Below are 22,716 nucleotides of genomic sequence, written 5' to 3' on the forward strand. Positions count from 1 at the left end.
ACGTGGCGGGACCGCGGAACCGGACATGTGTGAGTCCCGTTACATCTCACTTGACGCCGCCGATCTGGTCTGTATATGGGAGTACGCGAACCGAGAGGGGTGGGGATGATGACCAGTCCCCGACAAGGCGGCACGACGGGCCGGTACCTCGTGCTGTTGGAGGACGACGCGGTGGCGGCGGGCACGCGCGCGCTGTCGCGGGTGGCGGGCATCCGCACCACGAGCAGCGCGGACTCCGGCGGCGCGGCTGTCGACTTCGCGGGCACGGACGGGCTGGTGCTGCACCAGCTCGGCGTCGCCGTGGTCAACGCCGACGCCGACCAGGCGCGGGCGCTGGCCAGGGCCGCGACCGAGTCCGGGCCGATCGCGCTGATCGAGCGGGAGCGCCGGGTCTACGCGATCAACGCGGCGCCCGCGGCCGCGGCGACGGCCACCGTCGACGAGACGCTGTTCACCTGGGGCCTGCAGGCTGTCGGCGCACAGTTGAGCACCGCGACCGGGGCGGGCATCCGGGTGGCGGTGCTGGACACCGGCTTCGACCTGGCGCACCCGGACTTCGCCGGCCGCGCGGTCACCACCAGCTCGTTCGTCCAGGGCGAGGAGGTGCAGGACGGCCACGGCCACGGCACGCACTGCATCGGCACCTCGTGCGGGCCGCGGGAGCCCGCGGCCGGACCCGGCTACGGCGTCGCCCACGAGGCGGAGATCTTCGCGGGCAAGGTGCTCAGCAACGCGGGCTCCGGCGCGGACGGCGGCATCCTGTCCGGCATCGCGTGGGCGATCACCAACGGCTGCCCGGTGGTGTCCATGTCGCTGGGCGCGGCCACCCGCCCCGGCGACCCGTTCTCGCGGACCTACGAGAGCGTGGCGACCCGCGCGCTGGCCCAGGGCACGCTGATCATCGCGGCGGCGGGCAACGAGTCGAAGCGGCGCAACGGGAAGATCAGCCCGGTCGGCCACCCGGCCAACTGCCCGTCGGTCCTGGCCGTCGGCGCGGTCGACGTGGCGCAGGCCGTCGCGCCGTTCTCCTGCGGCACGGTCGACCGGATCGGCCAGGTCGACCTGGTGGGACCGGGCGTGGACGTGTACTCGTCGTGGCCGAATCCGTTGGCGCACAACCGGATCAGCGGCACCAGCATGGCGACCCCGCACGTGGCCGGGGTGGCGGCGCTCATCGCGCAGGCCACCGGGGCGCGGGCGTGGGAGTTGTGGGCGCGACTCACCCAGATGGCAAGCCGGATGCCGCTGCCGTCGGTCGACGTCGGCGCGGGCCTGGTGCAGGCGCCGTGAGCGAGCTTGCGAGCGAACCATCGAAACAGGGCGAGCTTGCGAGCGAACCAACGACACAGGGCGAGCCTGCGAGCGAACCGTCGACGGGTGCGGAGACCGAGCGGGTGCTGGTGACCGTGGACGACGCGGGCCTGGCCCGGTTGACCGAGCTGGTGGCCGACCTGCGGGACGCGGGCCTGCTGGTCGAGGAGGTGCTCGAACCGATCGGCACCATCACCGGGTCGGTCGCGGTCGATTCGCTGGCCGCGCTGTCCGAAGTGTCCGGTGTGGACGGTGTGGAGCCGCAGCTCGCGTCGTTCCAGATCCCGGAGCCGGACAGCGACGTCCAGTGACGCGCTAGCGGTCGGCGGGAGCCGGGTCGGGCAGCGCGCGGTGATCGCCCGCGTGCACGGCCTGCCGGATCTGGTCGATGTTCTCCCGCAGCAGGTCGGAGATCAGCTCGTCGGTGCGCGGGTCGGCGAGCATCTCCAGGATCACCCGCAGGGCGGCGTCGGAGACCGCGGAGACGATCTCGTCGTGGAACGGCAGCACCGACAGCTTGCCCACCTGGCGGTCGTGTTTGAGTTTCTCCAGCACCATCGCGCGGATCTCGGCGCGGTTCTCCGCCAGCGCGCTGGCGATGTTGCGCGCGTAGTGCCCGGTGCGCAGCACGGAGACGACCTCCTCCAGTACCGCGACCGTCAGCGGCTTCTTGATCACGTCGATGAGCACCCCGCCGAACCGGCCCATCGCCCGGTGCGCCAACTCCTCGCCGACCGACCGCTCGACCGGCATCCGCAGCCGGGTCAGCACGACCGCGATGCGCACGAACCGCAGTAGCCGGAAGGCCCGGAAAGCCAGGTGTGCCACCGGAACCATGCCGACCACGTCGTACCAGTTGTGCCCGAGGAACCGGCCGGAGAACCCGGCAGAGCGCCAGCGCCACAGGAACTCCACGGCGAACACCGCGCACAGCCCGAGGTCGATCCGCACGATCAGCGTGGCCACCTGCGGGTCGGGCTTCCAGAACGCGCGGTAGGCCAGCAGGCCGACCGACACCACCGCGAGCAGGGTCATCAGCCAGTCGTCGAGGCTGACCCGGTGCTTCTTCGGCGACGCCGCCAAGGGGATGACCATGGCGCGAACCTATGCCACTTCGGGCCCCGCGCGCCGCGGCGCAGCGTCGGGCGGGTGAGCGAACCACTTTGGATCGAGCCGTCGGCCAAGCGGGTGCGGGTCTACCTGGGCGGGCCGCTGGTGCCGTACTACCCCACCTACTTCCTGCCCGAGGCCGACGGCTTCGGACCCGCCCCGGACAGCCCGTTCAGCTAGCGCGTCCGCCGAGGTGGACGGGGTCACGTTCCGTTGGCCCCGTGGAGGTACTCGCGGGTACCCTTCGCCAGGTGTGCGGCACGCGAAGGGCAACGCACCCGGGCCTACCGCGTCCTGGAGGACAGACACCGCCCGCACCACGGCAAGAGGACGTGAGCACCGGATGAGCGCACCAGGGTTCCTGCACGAGGCGCTCGTGTACCGCGACGACGAGGGCTTCCTCGACGGGACGGTGCCGTTCCTGCGGGAGGGGGCCCGCGCGGGCGAGACGGTGTTCGCGCTGCTGCCGCCCGCGCGGATCGAGTTGGTGCGCGCGGCGCTGGACGAGGACGCCGACCAGGTGCTGTTCCTGGACATGACCGAGGTCGGCCGCAACCCGGCGCGGGTCATCCCGGCGCTGCGCGAGCTGGTCGACGGCACGGACGGCCGCCCGGCGCGTGGCCTCGGCGAGCCGGTGTGGACCACGATCGACGCGGACCAGCTCGCCGAGGTGGGGCTGCACGAGGCGCTGGTCAACCAGGCGTTCGAGGGCGCGGCCGGACTGCGGCTGCGGTGCCCGTACGACGTCGCGGCGGTCGAGGACGAGGTCGTCGGCGCGGCCGAACGCAGTCACTCGGTGCTGGTGGACGCCGGGGTGAGCAAGCCGAGCGAGCGGTACGACCCCGACCAGGCGCACGGCGAGTTCGCCGCGACGCTGCCCGCGCCCGCGGAGGTGTCCGACATGGCGCACTTCACCCTCGACGACCTGCCGGAGCTGCGCGACCTGGTCACCGTGCGGGCGAGCGGGTTCGGCCTGAGCCGCGACCGCGCACTCGACCTGACGCTGGCGACCAACGAGATCGTCACGAACAGCATCTGCCACGGCGGCGAGCGCGGCACCCTGCGACTGTGGTCGGCGGGCGACGCGTTCGTCTGCGAGGTCAGCGACGGCGGCCACATCGCCGAGCCGATGGTCGGCCGCGTGATGCCGCGCGCGTCGGTGCGCGGCGGGCGCGGGGTGTGGCTCGCGAACCAGCTCTGCGACCTGGTGCAGATCCGCTCGGCCCCGGCGACGGGCACCGTGGTGCGCCTGCACATGCGCAGGCAGGTTTAGGCCGTGTCGGCCATCAACCCGCCGCGCTGTGCGTGATTGACCACTCGACGCGCGCGGTGTACTGCTGGGGCGGTCCTCGATGCCTCGGAGGTTCGTCTTGTCGGGTCGTATCCGCACGCTCGCCGCGCTTGTCGCGGTCCTGTTCGTCACCTCCGCCACGGCGGCACCCGGCACCGCGGACCGGGGCACGCCCCCGGTCCCCGCTCCGGTCGTCGCGGGCATCGACCTGGAGCGCGCCACCATCCCGGACTTGCAGCGCGCGATGGACACCGGGCGGCTGTCCTCGGTCCGGCTGACGGCGTTCTACCTACAGCGCATCCGGGTGCTGAATCCGACGCTGCACGCGGTGATCGCGACGAACCCGGACGCGCTGCGGCTCGCGGCGGCCAGCGACGCGCGCAGGCACCGCCACGGCCCGCGCGGCCAGATGGAGGGCATCCCGGTGCTGCTCAAGGACAACATCGACACCGCGGACCGGCAACAGACGACGGCGGGGTCGTTCGCGCTGGCGGGCGCCCGGCCCGCGCGGGACGCGCACCTGGTCCACCGGCTGCGGTCGGCGGGCGCGGTCATCCTCGGCAAGGCCAACCTGTCGGAGTGGGCCAACTTCCGCTCCTCGATGTCCACGAGCGGCTGGAGCGCGGTCGGCGGGCAGACCGCCAACCCGTACGTGCTCGACCGCAACCCGTGTGGCTCGTCCAGCGGCTCTGCCGTCGCGGTGTCGGCGCACCTGGCCACGGTGGCGGTCGGCACGGAGACCGACGGGTCGATCGTCTGCCCCTCCGGTGCCACGGGGATTGTCGGCGTCAAGCCCAGCATCGGGCTGGTCAGCCGCGCGGGCGTGGTGCCGATCTCGGCGGCGCAGGACACCGCGGGCCCGATGGCGCGCAACGTGACCGACGCCGCGATCCTGCTGGCCGCCATGAACGGGCCGGACCGGCGCGACGAGTCCACAGTGGACGGCGGGGCGCACGCGCTCGCCGACTACACCCGGTTCCTGCGGCCGCACGCGTTGCGCGGCAAGCGGATCGGCGTGTGGCGCGACGCCGCGGGCGGCGCGAGCCCGGCGGCCGACGCGGCGCTGGACCGGGCCGTCGGGCAGCTCCGCGGGCTCGGCGCGTCCACTGTGGACATCTCGATCCCGTATCGGGACATCGTCAACGAGAACGAGTTCCCGGCGCTGCTCACCGAGTTCAAGCACGACATCAACGCCTACCTGGCCGCCACGCCGGGCGAGCACCCGCGCGACCTGGCCGGGCTGATCGAGTTCAACCGGGCGAACGCCGCGCGGGAGATGCCGTTCTTCGCCCAGGAGGTCTTCGAGCAGGCGCAGGCCACCACCGGTGACCTGAGCGACCCGGAGTACCGCCGCGTGCGCGCTGCGGCCACCGGCGCGGCCCGGCGCGGACTCGACGAGGTGCTGGGCGGGTATCGGCTGGACGCGATCGTCGCGCCGACGAACAGCCCGGCGTGGAATACCACCCTCGGCTCCGGCGACGCGTTCCTGTTCGGCTCCGCGGGCATGGCCGCGGTGTCGGGCTACGCGAACCTGACCGTCCCGATGGCGTACTCGGGCGCGCTGCCGCTGGGCATGTCGATCATGGGCGGCCGGTTCAGCGAGCCGACGCTGCTGGCGGTCGCGTACGCGTTCGAGCAGGGCACCAAGGTCCGGCAGCCACCGCGGTTCCTGCCCACCGTCGGCTGACTATCGCGAAAGGGCGTCCAGGTAGGCGGCGATCGCGGCGAGCCGCTCGGGTGTCTGCCACAGCGCGATCACCCGCGGGTCGTCGGTTGTTCGGAGGGCTTCGACGCTGGTGCGGGCGGGGCGGTGCACTTGCTCCTTGGTCAGCGCGAACGCGGCTGCCGGGATACGGGCGAACGCGGTCGCCCGCGCCAACGCGCGGGGCAGCAGCTCGTCGGCGGTGACGACCTCGTCGACCAGGCCGATCGCCAGCGCACCCGCCGGGTCGAGCACGACGCCGGTGTTGGCCAAAGACGCGGCGCGGTGGCCCACGGCGTGTCGGATGATCTCCAGGGCGGCCACCGGAAACGGCACGCCGACCAGCAGCTCGGTGAGGCCGATGCCGCCGCCGGACATGACGCGGTGGTCGGCGGCCGCGGCGAGCACGCAGCCGCCCGCGATGGCGGACCCGCCGACAGCGGCCACGACCGGGCGCGGGCAGTCGAACACCGCGAGGAACGCCTTGCTCAGCGCGGGCAGGAACGCGGCAACGTAGTCCGCGCCACCGGCCACGATCCGGCGCAGGTCGACCCCGGCCGAGAACGCCCGGCCCGCCCCGGCGAGCACGATCGCGTCCGCCTCGGTCGAGCCGACAGCGCGGGTGATCGCGTCGCACAGTTCCAGGTCGAGGGCGTTGACCTTGCCGTGGTCGAGCCGCAGCACGGCGATGTCGCCGTGGGTCTCGGTGGTGATCACGTGTCCTCCCCGGGCCGCAGCCGCACGGCCGGGTCACCGAGGACACTGTAGTTGCGGGCGTCGGTCGTCGCGGTCCACAGGGCGGCCAAGGTCTGGTCGTCGACCCGCTTCCCGGTGCGGCGCAGGGCATCGAGCCGGGTGACCAGCTCGGTGGCGATCGCGGCGTAGCGCTGGTTGAGGTACTCCATGGCCGACCCGAGCCGCTGCCCGGCGAGCAGCGCCCGCAGCGTGCCTGCCAGCGCGCCGATCTGCGGGTCGAGGCCCTGCCACAGGAACGAGCAGCTCCACACCCGGTCGACGTGGCCGACGAAGCCGAGCCCGCCCGCGGCCAGCAGCCGCTGCGGAAGCCTTGCCACATAAGCCTTTCCCGAGGCGTGGCCATCGGCGAAGTCGGGGGTGGCCGGGGTGCCCGCGCCGTAGCAGGCGAACGAGAACACGATCTCCGGCACCGGCTTGCCGGTGACGTCGGCGCCCGCGAAGAAGTGCCCGGCGCCGAGCGGGCCGCCGCCGGGCCCTGGCCAGTCCTGACACAGCAGGGCGCCCTGGATCTCGCGCGCCCGGGCCGAGGAGGTACCGACGCCGTGCGACGCGGTGAACAGCACCCGGCCGGGATGCGGCTCGGCGAGCAGCCCGGCGAGCCGCGCCTTGGTCGCCGTCTCCCCCACGTCGGCCGCCACCGCGAGGCCGTGACCGGCCAGCTCCGCGCGCAGCGGCTCGACCAGGCGGTCGGCGCTGAGCGCGGTGGCGCGGTCGCCGGGGTTGCGCGCGCCGAACAGGTGCGCGCCGGGCGGCCGCGGCGGCGCCTGCTCGGCGGCGACCACGGCCGCGGCGTAGCCCGCGTACTCGTCGGCGGTGTCGAAGTGCAGTCTGCCGACGGCGTACTGCACGTCGAGCTGGTACTGCAGGGTGAACGGCAGCTCGTCGGGGTCGCCCGCGAGCAGCAGGTAGTAGGGCACCTTGGCGGGTTCGGCCGGGCCGGGGCCCGCCCCGTGCCTGCGCAGGAAGTCGGCGTCGTCGTCGCCCGGCTCCACCACCAGCTCCCGGTACAGCGGGCCCGCCTGGGCGCGGCGCAGGTTCAGCAGCGGACGCAGCGCGTCGAGCACGGGGCTGCCGGGTGCGGTCACCACGGCCCAGCCGACCGACGCCAGGTCCTCCGGGTCGTGGCCGTACGCGACACCGAAGGTGGGTTCGCGCTCGCGGTCGCGCCTGCGCAGCGCGCGGACGTGCCGGTCGTCGGGAGCGTCGCCGCGGGCGGCCGCGGCGAGGTCGGCGGCGGTGTCGGGGGCGAACAGGTAGCCGCCGGTCTCCGCGTCCACCCCGTTGACCACCAGCGCCTCGGACTGGTCCGCCTCCCCGGAGTCGACCCTGGTGGGCACGTCGGGTTGACACTGTCCGGTTTGGCGGGTGCCGGTGGCTGGGTGGCGTCCCGTTCCCGTTGGGTGCGGCTGGCCGCCGCGTGGTGCTGTCCGGCGGGTCATGTCAGCACCAGCAGCACGGCCAGCACCACGATCACCACGGCCTGCACGCAGGCGAGCACGGCCAGCCGGTTGGTGGTGCCGAGCGCGTCCGCCAACCCGGCCTCGTCGCGGGAGCGGCTGAGGAACTCCCGCTCCAGCTCGGCCAGCCCGTCGCAGGCGGGCGCGGGCGCGCGGCGCAGCGCGTCACCGGTGAGCAGGAACGCGCGCTGGCGCTGGTGGCGCCGCCACTCGTAGGCCGCGACCTGCCACGGGTCGAGCGTCGCGTGCCGCCACGCCCGGTTGCCCGCCAGCACGGCGGGGATCAGCCGGTCGTGCGCCAGCTCGTACCAGGTGGTGCCCGCGCGGGTGTCGGCCCGCAGCAGGTAGGCGTCCTCCAGCGCGTCGAGCAGCCGGACGCCGAGGTCGCCGGGCACCGGACCCGCGGTGGTCTGCGCGCGGAACCGGCGGGCGGTGATCAGGTCGTGCTCGAACCAGTCGCGCACGACGCGCTGCTCGACGCCGTGCACCCGCTCCAGCTCGGCCAGCGCGTCGCCGTAGTAGCGGCTCAGCGCGCGCTCGATGTCGACCCGCGCCACGTCCGGCGGGCCGATCTCGGTGCAGGAGTCCCCGTTGCGCGAGCAGGTGACCCGCCACAGCGTGTGGCAGACGACCTGGAGCTGGAAGGGCTCCACGAACGGCGTGCGCGGCCCGCCCTCCTCGCCGCCGCCGCGCGCCAGCCGATCGACCAGGATCGCCGCCGCACCATCCACAAAGGACACTCCCTGTTCCTCCGCAGGTGTGCGGACCGCGGCCAGCGCCTCGGCGTCGTCGAGGAAGTCCAGCCGGTAGCGGGCGCGCAGCCTGCCGGGCAGAAACCGCAGGTAGCGGTCCAAGCCGCCCAGGTAGTCCTCGCGGACCGCGAGCAGTGCCCACAGCGACCCGTCTGCCAGCGCCGCGCCGAGCTGACCGAAGAACTCCTCCTTGGCGCCCCGGTCGGTCGAGTCGACGGTCAGCACCTCTTCGAGCTGGTCGAGCACCAGCACCCGCGCGCCCCCGTCGAGCAGCGGCGGCTCGACCCGGGCGACGATCTCGGTGAGGGTCAGTCCGTCCAGGCCGGGGGTCTCCGCGCCGAGCAGGTCGACGCCGACACTGTGCACGTACCGATTGCCGTGCGCGGGCGGCGGTTTGTCGACCCGCGCGGCCCGGGTCGGCACGAAGCCGTCCGCGCGCAGCATCCGCGACACCGCCGCCTGGATCAGCGAGGTCTTGCCCGCCCCGGACGGCGCGTGCAGCAGCACCACCCGCTCGGCGATCACCAGGTCGGCCAGCTCGCGCGCGGCCCGCTGCCGGTTGGGCAGCCGCTCGTGGCTGCGGAACGCCCGCGGCCCGACGTACGGGTTGCCGGTGGGCAGCACGATCGGCGCCGTGTCACCGCTCATGGTGCGCCTCCCGCCCGCGCGCGCAACTCGGCGAGGAAGTCGCGGGTGTCGGCCCAGAACAGGCTGACCCGGTCCTCGCCGAAGTAGGACTCCAGGTAGCGCTGCGCCGCCTCCGGCTCGATGAGCCTGCTCTCCGGGCGGACCTGGACGCCGACGTGGGAGTTGGCGCGCAGCCGGGAGCTGCCGCCGAAGCTCTTGATGCCCTGGAACACCACCCGGAAGTCCCAGTCGTCGAGCCGGTAGCCCAGGAACATCAAGGAGTTCTTGGTCAGCGACGCCGACACCGCGGGCGGGATCGATGGCCGCTGCTCGATCCACGCGCCGAGCCACTCGAAGTGGTCGTCCTCGGTCAGCACGACCGAGTCGGGGTTCTCCAACCTGCCGAACAGGTGGTAGACCCACGGCCGCGCGACGGTCGGCGGCTCCAGTGCGCGCGCGTCGACCTGCTCGATGGTGTCGTTCCAGGGGAAGCACAGCGTGACCGGGGCCTTGCCGTCGGCGGCGAGCGCGTCCTGCAGCAGGTCGGTCCAGCCGGTGGTGACGTAGACCTTGACCGGCAGCGCGGCGGCGGCCCGGTAGGGATCGTCGGGGTCGCTCTCGCGCAGCAGCCTGCCCAGCTCCAGGATCAGCGGTTCCGGGTCCGGCCCGTCGAACAGGCGCGCGTCGGCCCGGGCGAGGACGTCGTCGGGCCCGACCCGCCCGCGCCGCTCGCGCAGGTCGGAGAGCAGGTAGTCGATGAGGAACGCCCGCACCTCCCCCGGCGACCGCCCGACCCGCAGGTACTGCGCGACCTGGGCCAGGTTGCCGCGGCCCGCGGCCGCGATCGGCATCTGCCAGCGGCGCGCCCAGCGGCGGGCCATCTCCGCGCGTGAGCCGACGATGCCGTCGGCGAAGCCGGGGCCGAGCACCGGGGTGAACCGGCCGGTGCGCATCATCAGCGCCAGCGACCGCCAGGTCTCGCCGCCGACCTCCGTTCGGTAGTAGGTGCGGCCCGAGCGCAGCCGGGAGAACAGCACCGGCACCCACCAGTCCGGCCGGTCGCGGATCGCGCCGCGCGCCTTGGCCACCGCGCGGTCGACCACGCCGTCCTCGGCGAACTCGGCGAAGAACCGCTCGGCGAAGGTCTGCGCGGTCGCCATCGTGACGTCGCCCTGCATCGCCACCACCGCGGCGATCCCGGCACCGGCCAGCCGCGGCCCGAGCGCGGCGAGCGCCCCGCCGTCGTCCGACGCGATCCCCGTGCCCGCCGACCGGCACGACACCAGCACGGCCAGGGTCGGCTTGTGGTCGAGGTGGTGCAGCGTCTCGACCAGCCTGCGGGCGTCCACCGGTTCGGCGGTGCCGTCTGCGCGTTCGAGGAACAGCAGCGGCACGTCGTCGGTGAGCGCGCCGTGCGCGACGAGGTAGAGCACGTCGATCGGGTCGTCCGGGTCCTCCAGGCGCTCGGCGATCCCGGCCAGGGTGGCGGTTCCGTCGCCGCCGAGGACATCGGTGCGGTAGCCCGCGAGGGCGCGGGTCGCGCGGCCGCGCTCGTCGGCGAGCAGGACCGGCGCGAGGGCCCGCCCGCCGGGCGCGTACTCGGCGAGGTCGCTCGGCGCGGCGATGACGACCAGCGCGGAGGACTCCCCTGGCGGGCGCACCGGGACCGGGCGCCAGTCCGAACTGGACAGATAGCGGGAGAACAGGACCGTCGGGCTGGTCGCGATCGGCAGGCCGGTGGCCGGGTCGCGGAGCAGTTCCCAGCGCACGGCGTGGAACCGGGGCGGGCCGTCGACGTGCAGTCTGAAGTGGACCGGGATGGTCTGCGCGGCGGCCATGGCCTTCTCGTGGAACCGGGCCACCTCCGGGCTGCCGAACACCATCGTGGTCAGCGCGTCGGCGTACGCGTCGTCGTCGTCCACCAGGTCGGCCAGCGCGGCGGTGTCGATCGGCAGCAGCTCGCTCGGGTGCTCCGGCCAGTCGACGGTGTCCACGCCGGTGTAGCGCAGGCTCACGTCGAACGCGTCCCGCGCGGTGACGTGGACCAGGCCGAACTCCAGGTCCGCGTAGTCGTCCGCCACGGCGCTCACCTCCCGCTACTAGGCAGAGGCCGCGACCGGGGCCGCAGATACGTGTGGGGTCAGCCGAGTTGGACTCAGCCGAGTTGATCGATCGCCTTGCGGATGCGCTTGTCCGAGATGGCGCCCGAAGCGCCCAGGGTCTGCGCGAAGTAGCTGATCCGCAGTTCCTCGATCATCCACCACACCGCGCGCACCTGGTCGGTCTCCCTGGCCGCGGGGCGGAGCTGGTCGAGCTGCTCGTGGTAGGCGTCCTCCAGGTCTTGGACCTGGTGCATCCACGCGGTGTCCCGGTCGGGGCGCTCGGGCAGCTTGTCCAGCCTGCGTTCGATACCGCGCAGGTAGCGCTCCACATCGGACAGTCGACTGTGGCCGGTCGCGGTGATGAAGCCCGGGAAGATCAGCGCGGCGAGCTGCTCGCGGATGTCGGCGACGGCCTCGACGAAGATCGGGCCCGCGGTGCGGGTGAGCCGGTTCTGCACGTCGGTCCAGGCGGTGACGACCTTGCGGGCCTTGTCGAGCACGTCGAGCACGGTCGGGTTGAGGCCCACGCGCACGTGCTCGCGCAGCCTGGTGAACCCGGCCTCGTCCCACGCGGGGCCGCCCGCCTCGGCGATGAGGTGGTCGGCGGCGCAGTCGACGCAGTCGGCCAGCAGGGCGGGGACACCGCCGTGCGGATTGTGCGACAGCGCGAGCTTCGCCTGGTTCGACAGGCCGCGCACGGCGTGCTTCACCGGCGACGGGACGCCCAGCAGCACGAGCCCGCGGGTGCCCAGCCACATGGCCCGGCGCTGGTCGATCTCGGTGTCGAGCATGCGCACCGCGACCGTGCCGCCCTCGTCGACCAGGGCCGGGTACGCGGTGACCACCAGGCCGTTCTGCTCGGTGCGGGCGACCTTGGGCAGGGTGCCGATCGTCCACGACGTGAGGCCGCTGCGTTCCAGGTCGACGGTGGCCTTGGCGAGCGACTCGCGCAGCTTCGACTTGAGCTGCTGCTTGAGCGCGCCGAGATCCTTGCCCTGGGCCAGCGTCCGGTCGCCGTCGACCACCTGGAAGGTGGTCTTGAGGTGCTCGGGGACGGTGTCCAACTGCCACGCGTCGCGCGGGATCGTGATGCCGGTCAGGGCGCGCAACTCTCGGCCCACCGCGTCCGGCAAGGACTCCTCGACGGCGCCGAGCCGGTGCACCACGGCCTTGGCGAAGTCGGGCACCGGGACGAAGTTGCGGCGCAGCGGCTTGGGCAGCGACCGGATCAGCGCGGTGACGACCTCCTCGCGCAGACCGGGGACCTGCAACGAGAAACCGTCGCCCTGGAGCTGGTTGAGCACCGAGATCGGCACCCGCGCGGTGACCCCGTCGTCGGCGCGGCCCGGCTCGAACCGGTAGGTCAGCGGCAGGGCAAGGCCGTGCTGCTGGAGCGTGTCGGGAAAGTCCTGGTCGCGCACGTCGCGGGCGGAATCGTTGAGCAGCATGGACTTCGAGTACGACAGCAGGTCCGGCCGCTCGTGCCGGGCCTTCTTCCACCACGAGTCGAAGTGCCGCCCGGACACCACATCGGCCGGGACCCGCTCGTCGTAGAACTGGAACAGGGTCTCGTCGTCGACCAGAATGTCGCGCCTGCGGGTGCGGTGCTCCAGTTCCTCGACTTCCTTGAGCAGATCCCGGTTCTCGTGGAAGAACCGGTGCCGGGTCTGCCAGTCGCCCTCGACCAGAGCGTTGCGGATGAACAGATCCCGCGACATCTCCGGGTCGATCCGGCCGTACTGCACCTTGCGCGCCACCACGATCGGCAGCCCGTAGAGGGTGACCTTCTCCATGGCCACCACCGAGCCCTGGCGGGCCTCCCAGTGCGGCTCGCTGTAGGTGCGCTTCACCAGGTGGGCCGCGAGCGGCTCGACCCACTCCGGCTCGATGCGCGCGGCGATGCGCCCCCACAGCCGCGTGGTCTCGACCAGTTCGGCCGCCATGACCCAGCGCGGCGGCTTCTTGAACAGCGCCGAACCGGGGAACACCGCGAACTTCGCGTTGCGCGCGCCGAAGTACTCCTTGCCCGCCGGGTCGCGGAACCCGACGTGCGAGAGCAACCCGGCCAGCAGCGCGAGGTGGACGTTGCGCGGATCGGCGGCCACGTCGTTGGGCGTGCAGCCGAGCTGGCGCACGACCTGGCGGAGCTGGCTGTGGATGTCCTGCCACTCGCGCACCCGCAGGTAGTTGAGGAACTCGGCCTTGCACTGCTTGCGGAACCGGTTGCCGGACAGCTCTTTCTGCTGTTCGCGCAGGTGGTTCCAGAGGTTCAGGTAGCTGACGAAGTCGGAGTCCTGGTCGGCGAAGCGGGCGTGTTTCTCCGCCGCCGCCTGCTGTTTGTCCTGCGGCCGCTCCCGCGGGTCCTGAATGGACAGTGCGGCGGCGATGACCATGACCTCGCTGACACAGCCCGCCTTGTCGGCCTCGATCACCATCCGGGCCAGCCGCGGGTCGACCGGGAGCTGGGCGAGTTGGCGCCCCATCGGGGTGAGCCGCTTGCGAACGTCGCTCTCTGCCGGGTCGAGCGCGCCGAGTTCCTGCAGGAGCTGCACACCGTCGGCGATGTGGCGCTTGTCCGGCGGCTCGATGAACGGGAAGTCGGCCATGTCGCCGAGGTCCGCCGCGGTCATCTGCAGGATGACCGAGGCGAGGTTGGTGCGCAGGATCTCCGGGTCGGTGAACTCGGGGCGGGCAAGGAAGTCGTCCTCGCTGTAGAGCCGCACGCAGATGCCGTCCGACGTGCGGCCGCAGCGGCCCTTGCGCTGGTTGGCCGACGCCTGCGACACCGGCTCGATCGGCAGCCGCTGCACCTTGAGCCGGTTGCTGTAGCGGGAGATCCGGGCGGTGCCGGGGTCCACGACGTACTTGATACCGGGCACCGTGAGCGAGGTCTCGGCGACGTTGGTGGCCAGCACGACCCGGCGTCCGCCGTGCCGCTGGAACACCCGGTGCTGCTCGGCGCTGGAGAGTCGCGCGTACAGCGGCAGGATCTCGGTGTCGCGCAGATTGTCGGCGGCCAGCGCGTCAGCGGTGTCGCGGATCTCGCGCTCGCCGGAGAGGAACACCAGGATGTCGCCCGGCCCCTCGGCGCACAGCTCGCCCACCGCGTCGAGGATGCCCTGGGTCTGGTCGCGGTCCGGGTCGGCTTCGGGGTCCTCGGGGTCGACCAGCGGCCGGTAGCGCACCTCGACCGGGTAGGTGCGGCCGGACACCTCCACGATCGGGGCGTCGCCGAAATGCCGGGAGAACCGCTCCGGGTCGATCGTCGCGGAGGTGATGACCACCTTGAGATCCGGCCGCTGCGGCAGCAGCCGGGACAGGTAGCCGAGCAGGAAGTCGATGTTGAGACTGCGCTCGTGCGCCTCGTCGATGATGATCGTGTCGTACTGGTGCAACTGCCGGTCGTGCTGGATCTCGGCCAGCAGGATACCGTCGGTCATCACCTTGACCAGCGTGCGGTCGCCCACCTGGTCGGTGAACCGGACCTTCCAGCCCACCGTCTCCCCCAGCGGCGTGCCGACCTCTTCGGCGATCCGCTCCGCCACCGTGCGCGCGGCGAGCCTGCGCGGCTGCGTGTGTCCGATGAGGCCGGTGACGCCGCGGCCGAGTTCGAGGCAGATCTTGGGAAGCTGGGTCGTCTTGCCCGAACCGGTCTCGCCCGCCACGATCACCACCTGGTGGTCGCGGATCGCGGCGAGGATGTCGGCCCGCCGCTGGCTGATCGGCAGTTCCTCGGGGTACTTCAGCGCGGGCACCGACGCCCGGCGCCGGTCCACCCGCTGCTTCGCGGTGTCGATCTCCGCGGCGATCCGCTCCAGCGTCGACCGGCGCCGGGCCTCGTCGCGGGTCTTGCGCGCGCCGTCGAGCCTGCGCCGCAGCCTGCGCTGGTCGCGCAGCATCAGCTCGGGCAGGCGGTCGCGCAGGTCGGCGAGCGAGGACGTCACGTCGGCGGTGCTCATTTGGGTCCAGCCTAGGCAATGCCGGTGGGCGCTTTCACCCGGTTTCCCTGCGGCGGGCGGCAACGTCGCCCCGACGATCTCCGCGAGACGAACGGGTGTTCTAATTCACGCGGCCCACCAGGCGTCGTGAGAGGGAGTGGATGGTGTCCACCGAGACTGAGACCGTGCAGGCCGAGGCTGTCGAGGGGAACGCGGTCGAGCAGCCGACGGCAGCCGAACCGCCGCCCGCGGTGAAGAAGCCCCGGGCGGCCAAGGCCACGAGCACCGCGAAGAAAACCCGCACGGTCGAGCTCACGCTCACCGTCACCGGCACCGCCGAGGGCGAGTGGCAGGCCGAGCTCACCCAGTCGGGCAAGCGGATCCTGCAGGGCGTGACCGTGCCCGCCGCCGCCGTGTCGCGGGCGGCGGCGGAACTGCACGAGGACATCTCCAAGGCGATCGAGACCGTCCTCGACGCCGCCCGGGAGCAGCACCGGGCGCGCATGGCGGAGCTGGAGGCGGAGCTGTCGAAGGTGAAGGCGGCCCTCGCCGAACTCCAGGAAGGCTGACCGACCGTGCGGCTGGTCGGGACGGCGACCGCCCCGACCAGCCCGCCGGGCGCATGGTCCCTTCGATGCGCTTTGTGTTTTGCTTGCGAGCCCTGGTCCCCAACCCCGCTCGAAATTCCAGAGCCTGGCCATTCATTATCTTGATAGTTGTATCGAACTAGCGATTCGTGGGATATGGGTTTCGATGAGGTGGCGGCGGCAGGCGCGGCGAGCGGACCTGGACGGCGGCGGGCGGGGCGGGCGCTTCTACAGTGGTCACGACAGACGCGAGCACGGGACGGCAGTGGGATGACAGCGATTCAGGACAACCAGACCGAGATGCCGACCGAGATGCCGACCGAGGTGCCGACCGAGGTGCCCGGCATCGATCCCGAGCGGATACGGGCGTGCCTGGCGGTCCTCGCCGAGGTCGAGCGGCTGCCCACCGAGCACCCGGACGCCGTGGCCGTGCGCCGGGCCACCGCCGGGATCTACAAGTCGGTCCGGCTGCGCAGGCGGGCGGCCAAGCGGGCCGCGGTGACCGACGCCGACCGCGCGGTGACCGAGTCGACCGCGACCGGGGCGCCCGGCCGGATCGACGACGAGACCCAGGGCCTGCCGCTGGTATCCGCCACGAGCGGCGCGACGGCGGGCACCCTGCTGCGCGCCCGCTCCTGCTACACCTGCAAGAACCGCTACCACGTGGTCGACGCGTTCTACCACCAGCTCTGCCCGCCGTGCGCGGAGCTGAACCGGTCGCGCCGGGACGCGCGGACCGACCTGGCGGGCAGGCGGGCGCTGCTCACCGGGGGCCGGGCGAAGATCGGCATGTACATCGCGCTGCGCCTGCTCCGCGACGGCGCGCACACCACGATCACCACCCGGTTCCCGAACGACGCCGTGCGCCGCTTCGCAACGATGCCCGACAGCGCCGACTGGTTGCACCGGTTGCGCATCGTCGGCATCGACCTGCGCGACCCGGCGCAGGTGGTGGCGCTGGCCGACACGGTCGCCGCCCAGGGGCCGCTGGACATCCTGATCAACAACGCCGCGCAGACCGTGCGCCGCTCGGCGGGGTCCTACGCGCTGCTGGCCGAGGCCGAGTCCGCTCCCCCGCCGCCCGGTCCGCTGCCCGAACTGGTGAGCCTCGGCCGTACCGGCGACGCCCACCCGGCCGCCCTGACCGGCGCGATCGGCCACGCCGCGGACCTGCACCCGCTGACGGCCCTGGCGCTGACCGCGGGGTCGGCCTCGCCCGAGCGGATCGCGGACAACACCGCCGTCGACGCGGGCGGGCTGGTACCCGACCTGCACCCGGTGAATAGCTGGACGCAGCGGGTGCACGAGGTCGACCCGATGGAGCTGCTCGAAGTCCAGCTCTGCAACCAGACCGCGCCGTTCATCCTGGTGAGCAGGCTGCGCCCGGCGCTGGCGGCCGCCGCGGCGCGGCGCAAGTACGTGGTGAACGTCTCCGCGATGGAGGGCCAGTTCAGCCGCGCCTACAAGGGACCGGGCCATCCGCACACGAACATGGCGAAGGCCGCGCTCAACATGCTGACCCGCACCAGCGCCGCGGAGATGCTCGACGAGGGCATCCTGATGACCGCGGTGGACACCGGCTGGATCACCGACGAACGCCCGCACCCGACGAAGATGCGGCTGGCGGACGAGGGTTTCCACGCCCCGCTGGACCTGGTGGACGGCGCCGCCCGGGTGTACGACCCGATCGTGCGGGGCGAGGCGGGCGAGGACGTGCACGGCTGCTTCCTCAAGGACTACGCGCCCGCGCCCTGGTAGCGAACCAACCTCCCGCCGCGACGCACGTCTTAAGTGCACATCAGGGACAGCGCACCGCGGAGACGTTGGGAATCGCCATGAACGGCAAGGGATCGCGTGGACCGAGAGTCGTCGGCGGACTGCTGCTCGGCCTGGCGCTCGGGGTCAGTGTCGTCGGCTGCACCAGCGTGCAGCGCGGCGAAGGGCGCGCGCCCGCCGGATCGACGTCGAGTTCGGTGCCCGCGACCACCATCACGGTGACGGAGACCGCGACGGCCACCGCGAAGCCCGCGGGCTCGCGCACCCCGACCACCACCAAGAAGATCACCACCACGACGACGACCTCGCGCGGCGGCGGTGCGCGGATCGACAGCTTCACCGTGGTGCGCAAGCCGACCTGCCCCGTCGTCGGCACGCCCGACGCGCCGTTCTCCTCGCCCGGCCAGGGCGTCATCATCGCGTGGAAGGTCAGCGGCGCCGAGGGCGCGGCGCTCGCGGTGGACAGCCCCGGCGTCTACGGCGCGTACGGCAGCGACCACCCGGTCTCGGGCCAGCTCGAACTGTCGTTCCCGTGCAACGCCACGCCGGGCACCACCTCGCACACTTACACGGTCTGGCCCAAGGACGCCAAGACGGTCGCCAAGACACTCACGGTGACCGCGACCAACAACGCGTGACCATTGTCCACACCGGACCGAAGTTTCCGACCGCACGGCGCATATCCGGCCCCGGAACGGGGTACTCCCTGAAACGGGACAGGGAGTCGGGATGCGCACCAGAGGACGCGGGTACTTCGTCGAAGGCTTACTGCTCGGCTTGGGCGCGGCAGCGAGCCTGACGGTGGCCGTGCGGTTCGCCTCGGCGGTGTGGGCGGTGATCGGGATGCTGCTCGCGGGCGTCGCGATCGCCTGCCTGGCGGCGAGTCTGCGGCGGCGCGCGGTCGTCTCCGGGACCGTGCCCGCACCGCGCAAGCAGCGCAGGCTGGGCGTGCGCGGGCGATTCGGGTCGAGCCCCGAGGCCGCCGTGCTGCCCGCGCCGGAGCGACCGGAACCCGACTGACCTACTTGGGCAGCTTCACCACGGTGACAAAGAACTCGTCGATCTTGCGGATGACCTCGATGAACCGGTCGAAGTCGACCGGCTTGGTGACGTAGGCGTTGGCGTGCAGCTCGTAGCTGCGCAGGATGTCCTCGTCCGCCTCCGACGTCGTCAGCACCACGACCGGGATGAGCCGCAGCGCGGGGTCCTCCTTGATCTCGGCGAGCACCTGGCGGCCGTCGAAGCGGGGCAGGTTCAGGTCGAGCAGGATGAGGTCGGGACGCGGCACGTCGGCGTACTTGCCCTCGCGGCGCAAGAACTGCACCGCCTGCTCGCCGTCGCGCACCACGTACAGCGCGTTGCGGATCTTGTAGTGCTCGAACGCCTCGCGGGTCATCAGCACGTCGCCGTCGTCGTCCTCGACGAGCAGGACGTCGATCACGTTCAACACGGTGGGTTCACTCACGAACTACCCTCGGCCTTCTCGTCGTTGTCGCCCAGGGTATCCGGGACGGGCAGGGTGAACCGGAACCGCGTGCCGGGGCCGCCGTACTCGGTGTCGAGCCAGATCCGGCCGCCGTGGTACTCGATGATCTTGCGGCACATCGCCAGGCCGATGCCGGTGCCGGGGTAGGTGTCCTTGCCGTGCAGCCGCTGGAAGATCACGAACACCCGCTCGGCGAACTCGGTCTCGATGCCGATGCCGTTGTCGGTGACCGAGTACAGCCAGTCCTCGGCCACCCGCTCGGCCTCGACGCGCACTCTCGGCGCGGCCTCGGCGCGGAACTTGACCGCGTTGCCGATGAGGTTCTGGAACACGGCGGTGAGCAGCACCGACTCGCCGCGCACCGTCGGCAGCGGGCCGGTCTCGATCACCGCGGCGCTCTCCTCGACGGTCGGGCCGAGATTGGCGGCGGCCTGCGCGACGAGGTCGGCGCTGTCGATCAGCTCCGCCTCCCTCGGGACCCGGCCGACCCGGCTGAACGCGAGCAGGTCGTTGATCAGGATCTGCATCCGCTTGGCGCCGTCGACGGCGAAGCCGATGTACTGGTCGGCCCGCTCGTCGAGCTGCCCCTTGTAGCGGCGCTCCAGGAGCTGGCAGAAGCTCGCGATCTTGCGCAGCGGCTCCTGCAGGTCATGCGAGGCGACGTAGGCGAACTGCTCCAGCTCGGCGTTGGAGCGCTTGAGGTCCTCGGTCCGCGAGTCCAGCTCGGCGTTGATCTCCCGCTGGCCCGCCAGCTCGTCGAGGATGCGGCGGCGCATCGAGTCGACGTCGCCGGACAGCTCGGTCACCTCGCGCGGCCCGGCGACCAGCAGGCTGTACTGGAAGTCGCCGTCGGCGACCCGGCGGACCTGGCCCGCGAGCCTGCCGAGCGGGCCGATCACCGCCGCCCGCAGCGCGATGATGACCGCGGCGAACACGATCACCAGCAGCGCGGCGATGGTGAGGCACACGACGACGACGAGGTCGGCGGCGTCGCCGAGCGCGGCCCTGCCCTCGACCCGAGTCGCTTCGAGCGCGGCATGCAGGCTGTCGACCGCCGCGCGGACCCGGTCGAAACGCGCTTTGCCGCCCGTGTCCTGGGTGCCGGTCGGCCCGGACGTCCGGATGCGCTCGATGCTCGGCTCGGCGAACTCCGCGCGCCACTGGACGGCCTCGCTCAGCACGCCGTCGAGGTCGGCGAGCTCGGACCGGTCGCCGAGCAGCTCGCGCAGCCTGCCCGCGGCGGCCTGCTCCCGTTGCACGCCCTCGACGTACGGGGCGAGAAAGTCGTCCCGACCGGAGAGGGCGTAGCCGCGCAGCCCGGTCTGCTGGTCGAGCAGCGCCACGTCGAGGCGCAGCGCCTGCCGCAGCGCCGGGTCGATCCGGTCGACCAGCGACTCCCGCGCCACCGTGAGGTTGGTGATCACGGCCGCGCCCGCGACGATCGCCCCCGCCGAGAACGCCACGAGCAGGCCGACTGCCAGCGCGAGCCAGCGGCGCAGCGGCCACTGGGCCAGGCCCCGGCCGCGAGACCAGCGCGGGACCAGGTGGGGCTCAGACATCGGCGCCGCCCGCCACCCGGCTCAGCAGCAGCGCGGCCACGTCGTCCATCAGGTCGCCCCGGTTGAGCACGCACACCGCGCGGATCAGGTCGTCGAGCACCGTGGTGCGCCAGTCGCCGCCCTCGGCGGCCAGCGAGCCGACCAGGCCGGTCAGCCGGTCGCCGCCGAGCCGCTCGCTGCCCTCCCCCATCCGACCCTCCACGAGCCCGTCGGTGTAGAGCAGGACCGACCACCGCTCGCCCAACTCGACCGTGGCCGGGTGCCAGGTGGCGGTGGGCAGGACCCCGAGCGGGACGCCCACGGGCGCGTCGAGCAGGCCGACGCCCCGCGCGGTGTGCAGCACGGGCGGCGGGTGGCCTGCCAGGCGCAGCTCGGCGCGGCGCCGGTCAGGCGCCACCGACAGCATGCACAGGGTGGCGAACAGGCCGTCGAGGTGCCGCTCGTGCACGAGCACGCGCTGCATGGTGTCGAGCACCTCGGCCACCGGCCTGCCGGCCAGCACCATCGTCCGCCAGGCCACCCGCAGGCACACCCCGAGCGCGGCCTCGTCGGGGCCGTGCCCGCAGACGTCGCCGACCATGGCGTGCACGGTGCCGTCGTCGGCCTGCACGACGTCGTAGAAGTCGCCGCCGAGCAGCATCCGCTGCCTGCCGGGCTGGTAGCGGGAGGCGATGGTGAGCCGGTCGTCGGACAGCAGCGGCGAGGGCAGCAGACCGCGTTCCAAGCGGGCTTTCTCCTTGGCGTACAACCGTTCCTCGCGGAGCTGGCGCTGGATCTCCTCCGAGCGCACCCGCTCGACCGCGTACCGGATCACCCTGGCCAGCAGGTCGCCGTCGACCTGGCCCTTGACCAGGTAGTCCTGGGCGCCCGCGGCGACCGCGGCCACGCCCTGTTGCTCGTCGGCGAGGCCGGTGAGCACGACCACGGCCACGTCGCCGTGCACCTCGGCCAGCTTGCGCAGCGCCTGCAGGCCGCTGGCGTCGGGCAGCCCGAGGTCGAGCAGCACGCAGTCCTGGCCCGCGAGCAGCGGCTCTGCCTCGGACACCGAGTGCGCCCTGGTCAGCCGGATCGGCGCGGCCACCTCGGCGAGCAGTTCCTCGACGAGCAGGGCGTCACCCGCGTCGTCCTCCACCAGCAGGACGCGAACGAGATCCGGTGGGGCCACGAAAACATCCATCAAGCGGCTCCACGGCACTGAAGGGTCGGCGGGTCCCGATCGTAGCCGCAGGCGCGCCCTGGTCAGACCACGGCGCTGTAGCCGTTGAGCGCGGGCTGGCCGCCGAGGTGTACGAAGAGGACGGTCGAGTCGGCCGGGATCTCCCCGGTGGCAACGAGATCCACCAGCCCGGCCATCGACTTGCCCTCGTACACCGGGTCGGTGATCATCGCCTCGGTCCGCGCGGCGAGCCGCATCGCGGCGAGGGTCTCCTGGTCCGGGATGCCGTAGGTGCCCGCGTGGTAGCGCTCGTCGAGGATGATCTCGTCGTCGGCCAGGTCGCGGTCGAGGTCGAGCAGCGCCGCGGTTCTCCGGGCGATACGGGCGACCTGGGCGCGGGTCTCGGCGGGCTTGGCGGAGGCGTCGATGCCGATGATCCGCCGCTGGTCGCCCAGCGCGGCGAACCCGGCGACCATGCCCGCCTGGGTGCTGCCCGTGACCGAGCACACGACGATCGTGTCGAACCGCACCCCGATGGCGCGTTCCTGCTCGACGACCTCGTGCGCCCAGCGGGCGAAGCCGAGCCCGCCCAGGGGGTGGTCGGAGGCGCCCGCCGGGATCGGGTAGGGCTTGCCGCCCATCAGGTCGATCTCGGTGAGCGCGGTCTGCCAACTTTCCTTGACGCCGATGCCGAACGCGGCGTCGACCAGCCGCACCCGCGCGCCCATCAGCCTGCTGAGCTGGATGTTGCCGACCTTGTCGTAGACCGAGTCCGGCCAGTCGACCCAGGACTCCTGCACCAGCACGCAGTCGAGCCCCAGCCGCGCGGCGACGGCCGCCACCGAGCGGGTGTGGTTGGACTGCACGCCGCCGATGGACACCAGCGTGTCGCACCCGGTGGCCACGGCGTCGGCGGCCAGGTATTCGAGTTTGCGCACCTTGTTGCCGCCGTAGGCCAGCCCGGAGTTGCAGTCCTCGCGCTTGGCCCAGAGGGACGCGCCGCCGAGGTGGTCGCTGAGCCGGGGCAGCGGGTGCACCGGGGACGGGCCGAAGGTGAGCGGGATGCGCGGGTGGTCAGCCAGTGCCATCGGGGCCCTTCCGTTGCG

19 protein-coding genes are annotated in these 22,716 nt (G+C 72.6%); 9 read left to right on the plus strand and 10 right to left on the minus strand.

Annotated features, from left to right (window positions below; all coding sequences use genetic code 11):
* Window positions 1-108 precede the first annotated feature (108 nt).
* Entirely contained in the window at window positions 109-1,290 is a 1,182-nt protein-coding gene (locus ACT4N7_RS10820; RefSeq protein ID WP_444828515.1) for a S8 family peptidase, read from the plus strand.
* Window positions 1,287-1,622: a hypothetical protein gene (locus tag ACT4N7_RS10825; protein ID WP_444828516.1), complete on the plus strand. Its 336-nt coding sequence runs from the start codon at window positions 1,287-1,289 to the stop codon at window positions 1,620-1,622. The genes ACT4N7_RS10820 and ACT4N7_RS10825 overlap by 4 nt, the downstream gene beginning before the upstream one ends.
* 4 nt (window positions 1,623-1,626) lie before the next feature.
* Here ACT4N7_RS10825 and ACT4N7_RS10830 read toward each other — a convergent pair whose 3' ends face one another.
* Entirely contained in the window at window positions 1,627-2,406 is a 780-nt protein-coding gene (locus tag ACT4N7_RS10830; RefSeq protein WP_444828517.1) for an ion transporter, read from the minus strand.
* Window positions 2,407-2,460: 54 nt separating this feature from the next.
* Here ACT4N7_RS10830 and ACT4N7_RS10835 point away from each other — a divergent pair, with 54 nt between their 5' ends.
* The 3 genes from ACT4N7_RS10835 (at window position 2,461) to ACT4N7_RS10845 (ending at window position 5,399) form a co-directional block, all read left to right on the plus strand.
* Window positions 2,461-2,601 carry a hypothetical protein gene (locus ACT4N7_RS10835; RefSeq protein WP_444828518.1) on the plus strand — a complete coding sequence of 47 codons (141 nt, stop codon included), beginning with the start codon at window positions 2,461-2,463 and terminating at the stop codon, window positions 2,599-2,601.
* A 163-nt stretch (window positions 2,602-2,764) separates the two neighbouring features.
* Window positions 2,765-3,694 carry an anti-sigma factor RsbA family regulatory protein gene (locus ACT4N7_RS10840; RefSeq protein ID WP_444828519.1) on the plus strand — a complete coding sequence of 310 codons (930 nt, stop codon included), beginning with the start codon at window positions 2,765-2,767 and terminating at the stop codon, window positions 3,692-3,694.
* Between the two features lie 79 nt (window positions 3,695-3,773).
* On the plus strand, window positions 3,774-5,399 hold the full coding sequence (locus tag ACT4N7_RS10845) for an amidase (protein ID WP_444828520.1): 1,626 nt from the start codon (window positions 3,774-3,776) through the stop codon (window positions 5,397-5,399).
* On the opposite strand, the gene ACT4N7_RS10850 is transcribed toward ACT4N7_RS10845, so the two are convergent.
* The 5 genes from ACT4N7_RS10850 to hrpA all read right to left on the minus strand — a co-directional run bounded on the left by ACT4N7_RS10850 (window position 5,400) and on the right by hrpA (window position 15,067).
* Window positions 5,400-6,131 (minus strand): enoyl-CoA hydratase/isomerase family protein, encoded by a 732-nt coding sequence (locus tag ACT4N7_RS10850; protein WP_444828521.1) that lies wholly within the window; start codon window positions 6,129-6,131, stop codon window positions 5,400-5,402.
* The gene (locus ACT4N7_RS10855; protein ID WP_444828522.1) at window positions 6,128-7,507 is read right to left on the minus strand and encodes a hypothetical protein; all 1,380 of its coding nucleotides are present in this window, start codon (window positions 7,505-7,507) and stop codon (window positions 6,128-6,130) included. The genes ACT4N7_RS10850 and ACT4N7_RS10855 overlap by 4 nt, the downstream gene beginning before the upstream one ends.
* A 98-nt stretch (window positions 7,508-7,605) precedes the next feature.
* Window positions 7,606-9,027: an nSTAND1 domain-containing NTPase gene (locus tag ACT4N7_RS10860; RefSeq protein ID WP_444828523.1), complete on the minus strand. Its 1,422-nt coding sequence runs from the start codon at window positions 9,025-9,027 to the stop codon at window positions 7,606-7,608.
* Complete coding sequence (locus ACT4N7_RS10865) at window positions 9,024-11,087, minus strand: SIR2 family protein (protein WP_444828524.1); 2,064 nt, start codon at window positions 11,085-11,087, stop codon at window positions 9,024-9,026. The genes ACT4N7_RS10860 and ACT4N7_RS10865 overlap by 4 nt, the downstream gene beginning before the upstream one ends.
* Before the next feature lie 74 nt (window positions 11,088-11,161).
* Window positions 11,162-15,067 (minus strand): ATP-dependent RNA helicase HrpA, encoded by a 3,906-nt coding sequence (hrpA, locus tag ACT4N7_RS10870; RefSeq protein WP_444828525.1) that lies wholly within the window; start codon window positions 15,065-15,067, stop codon window positions 11,162-11,164.
* A 143-nt stretch (window positions 15,068-15,210) separates the two neighbouring features.
* Between hrpA and ACT4N7_RS10875 the strand changes: the two genes are divergently transcribed.
* The 4 genes from ACT4N7_RS10875 to ACT4N7_RS10890 all read left to right on the plus strand — a co-directional run bounded on the left by ACT4N7_RS10875 (window position 15,211) and on the right by ACT4N7_RS10890 (window position 18,429).
* The gene (locus ACT4N7_RS10875; RefSeq protein WP_444828526.1) at window positions 15,211-15,615 is read left to right on the plus strand and encodes a DUF6319 family protein; all 405 of its coding nucleotides are present in this window, start codon (window positions 15,211-15,213) and stop codon (window positions 15,613-15,615) included.
* A 330-nt stretch (window positions 15,616-15,945) separates the two neighbouring features.
* The gene (locus tag ACT4N7_RS10880) at window positions 15,946-17,391 is read left to right on the plus strand and encodes an SDR family NAD(P)-dependent oxidoreductase (protein ID WP_444828569.1); all 1,446 of its coding nucleotides are present in this window, start codon (window positions 15,946-15,948) and stop codon (window positions 17,389-17,391) included.
* A 77-nt stretch (window positions 17,392-17,468) separates the two neighbouring features.
* Window positions 17,469-18,047 (plus strand): hypothetical protein, encoded by a 579-nt coding sequence (locus ACT4N7_RS10885; RefSeq protein ID WP_444828527.1) that lies wholly within the window; start codon window positions 17,469-17,471, stop codon window positions 18,045-18,047.
* Window positions 18,048-18,138: 91 nt separating this feature from the next.
* Window positions 18,139-18,429, plus strand: coding sequence for a hypothetical protein (locus tag ACT4N7_RS10890; protein ID WP_444828529.1), 291 nt, complete (start codon window positions 18,139-18,141; stop codon window positions 18,427-18,429).
* Window position 18,430: 1 nt separating this feature from the next.
* Here the strand turns inward: ACT4N7_RS10890 and ACT4N7_RS10895 are convergent, their stop codons facing one another.
* The 4 genes from ACT4N7_RS10895 to ACT4N7_RS10910 form a co-directional block, all read right to left on the minus strand.
* Window positions 18,431-18,874, minus strand: coding sequence for a response regulator (locus ACT4N7_RS10895; RefSeq protein WP_444828530.1), 444 nt, complete (start codon window positions 18,872-18,874; stop codon window positions 18,431-18,433).
* Window positions 18,871-20,454: a sensor histidine kinase gene (locus tag ACT4N7_RS10900; protein ID WP_444828531.1), complete on the minus strand. Its 1,584-nt coding sequence runs from the start codon at window positions 20,452-20,454 to the stop codon at window positions 18,871-18,873. Before ACT4N7_RS10900 ends, ACT4N7_RS10895 begins: the two co-directional genes overlap by 4 nt.
* Window positions 20,447-21,631 (minus strand): PP2C family protein-serine/threonine phosphatase, encoded by a 1,185-nt coding sequence (locus tag ACT4N7_RS10905; protein WP_444828532.1) that lies wholly within the window; start codon window positions 21,629-21,631, stop codon window positions 20,447-20,449. The genes ACT4N7_RS10900 and ACT4N7_RS10905 overlap by 8 nt, the downstream gene beginning before the upstream one ends.
* Before the next feature lie 62 nt (window positions 21,632-21,693).
* Window positions 21,694-22,698: a 1-aminocyclopropane-1-carboxylate deaminase gene (locus ACT4N7_RS10910; RefSeq protein WP_444828533.1), complete on the minus strand. Its 1,005-nt coding sequence runs from the start codon at window positions 22,696-22,698 to the stop codon at window positions 21,694-21,696.
* Window positions 22,699-22,716 lie beyond the last annotated feature (18 nt).

This window comes from Actinokineospora sp. (assembly GCF_052390155.1).
GTDB lineage: Bacteria > Actinomycetota > Actinomycetes > Mycobacteriales > Pseudonocardiaceae > Actinokineospora.

Bases quoted from the DNA above. Each gene is read 5' to 3' on its own strand.
- ACT4N7_RS10820 (WP_444828515.1), top strand. From the start codon at position 109: ATGACCAGTCCCCGACAAGGCGGCACGACGGGCCGGTACCTCGTGCTG.
- ACT4N7_RS10830 (WP_444828517.1), bottom strand. From the start codon at position 2,406: ATGGTCATCCCCTTGGCGGCGTCGCCGAAGAAGCACCGGGTCAGCCTC.
- ACT4N7_RS10840 (WP_444828519.1), top strand. From the start codon at position 2,765: ATGAGCGCACCAGGGTTCCTGCACGAGGCGCTCGTGTACCGCGACGAC.
- ACT4N7_RS10845 (WP_444828520.1), top strand. From the start codon at position 3,774: ATGCCTCGGAGGTTCGTCTTGTCGGGTCGTATCCGCACGCTCGCCGCG.
- ACT4N7_RS10860 (WP_444828523.1), bottom strand. From the start codon at position 9,027: ATGAGCGGTGACACGGCGCCGATCGTGCTGCCCACCGGCAACCCGTAC.
- hrpA (WP_444828525.1), bottom strand. From the start codon at position 15,067: ATGAGCACCGCCGACGTGACGTCCTCGCTCGCCGACCTGCGCGACCGC.
- ACT4N7_RS10880 (WP_444828569.1), top strand. From the start codon at position 15,946: ATGCCGACCGAGGTGCCGACCGAGGTGCCCGGCATCGATCCCGAGCGG.
- ACT4N7_RS10885 (WP_444828527.1), top strand. From the start codon at position 17,469: ATGAACGGCAAGGGATCGCGTGGACCGAGAGTCGTCGGCGGACTGCTG.
- ACT4N7_RS10890 (WP_444828529.1), top strand. From the start codon at position 18,139: ATGCGCACCAGAGGACGCGGGTACTTCGTCGAAGGCTTACTGCTCGGC.
- ACT4N7_RS10900 (WP_444828531.1), bottom strand. From the start codon at position 20,454: ATGTCTGAGCCCCACCTGGTCCCGCGCTGGTCTCGCGGCCGGGGCCTG.
- ACT4N7_RS10905 (WP_444828532.1), bottom strand. From the start codon at position 21,631: ATGGATGTTTTCGTGGCCCCACCGGATCTCGTTCGCGTCCTGCTGGTG.
- ACT4N7_RS10910 (WP_444828533.1), bottom strand. From the start codon at position 22,698: ATGGCACTGGCTGACCACCCGCGCATCCCGCTCACCTTCGGCCCGTCC.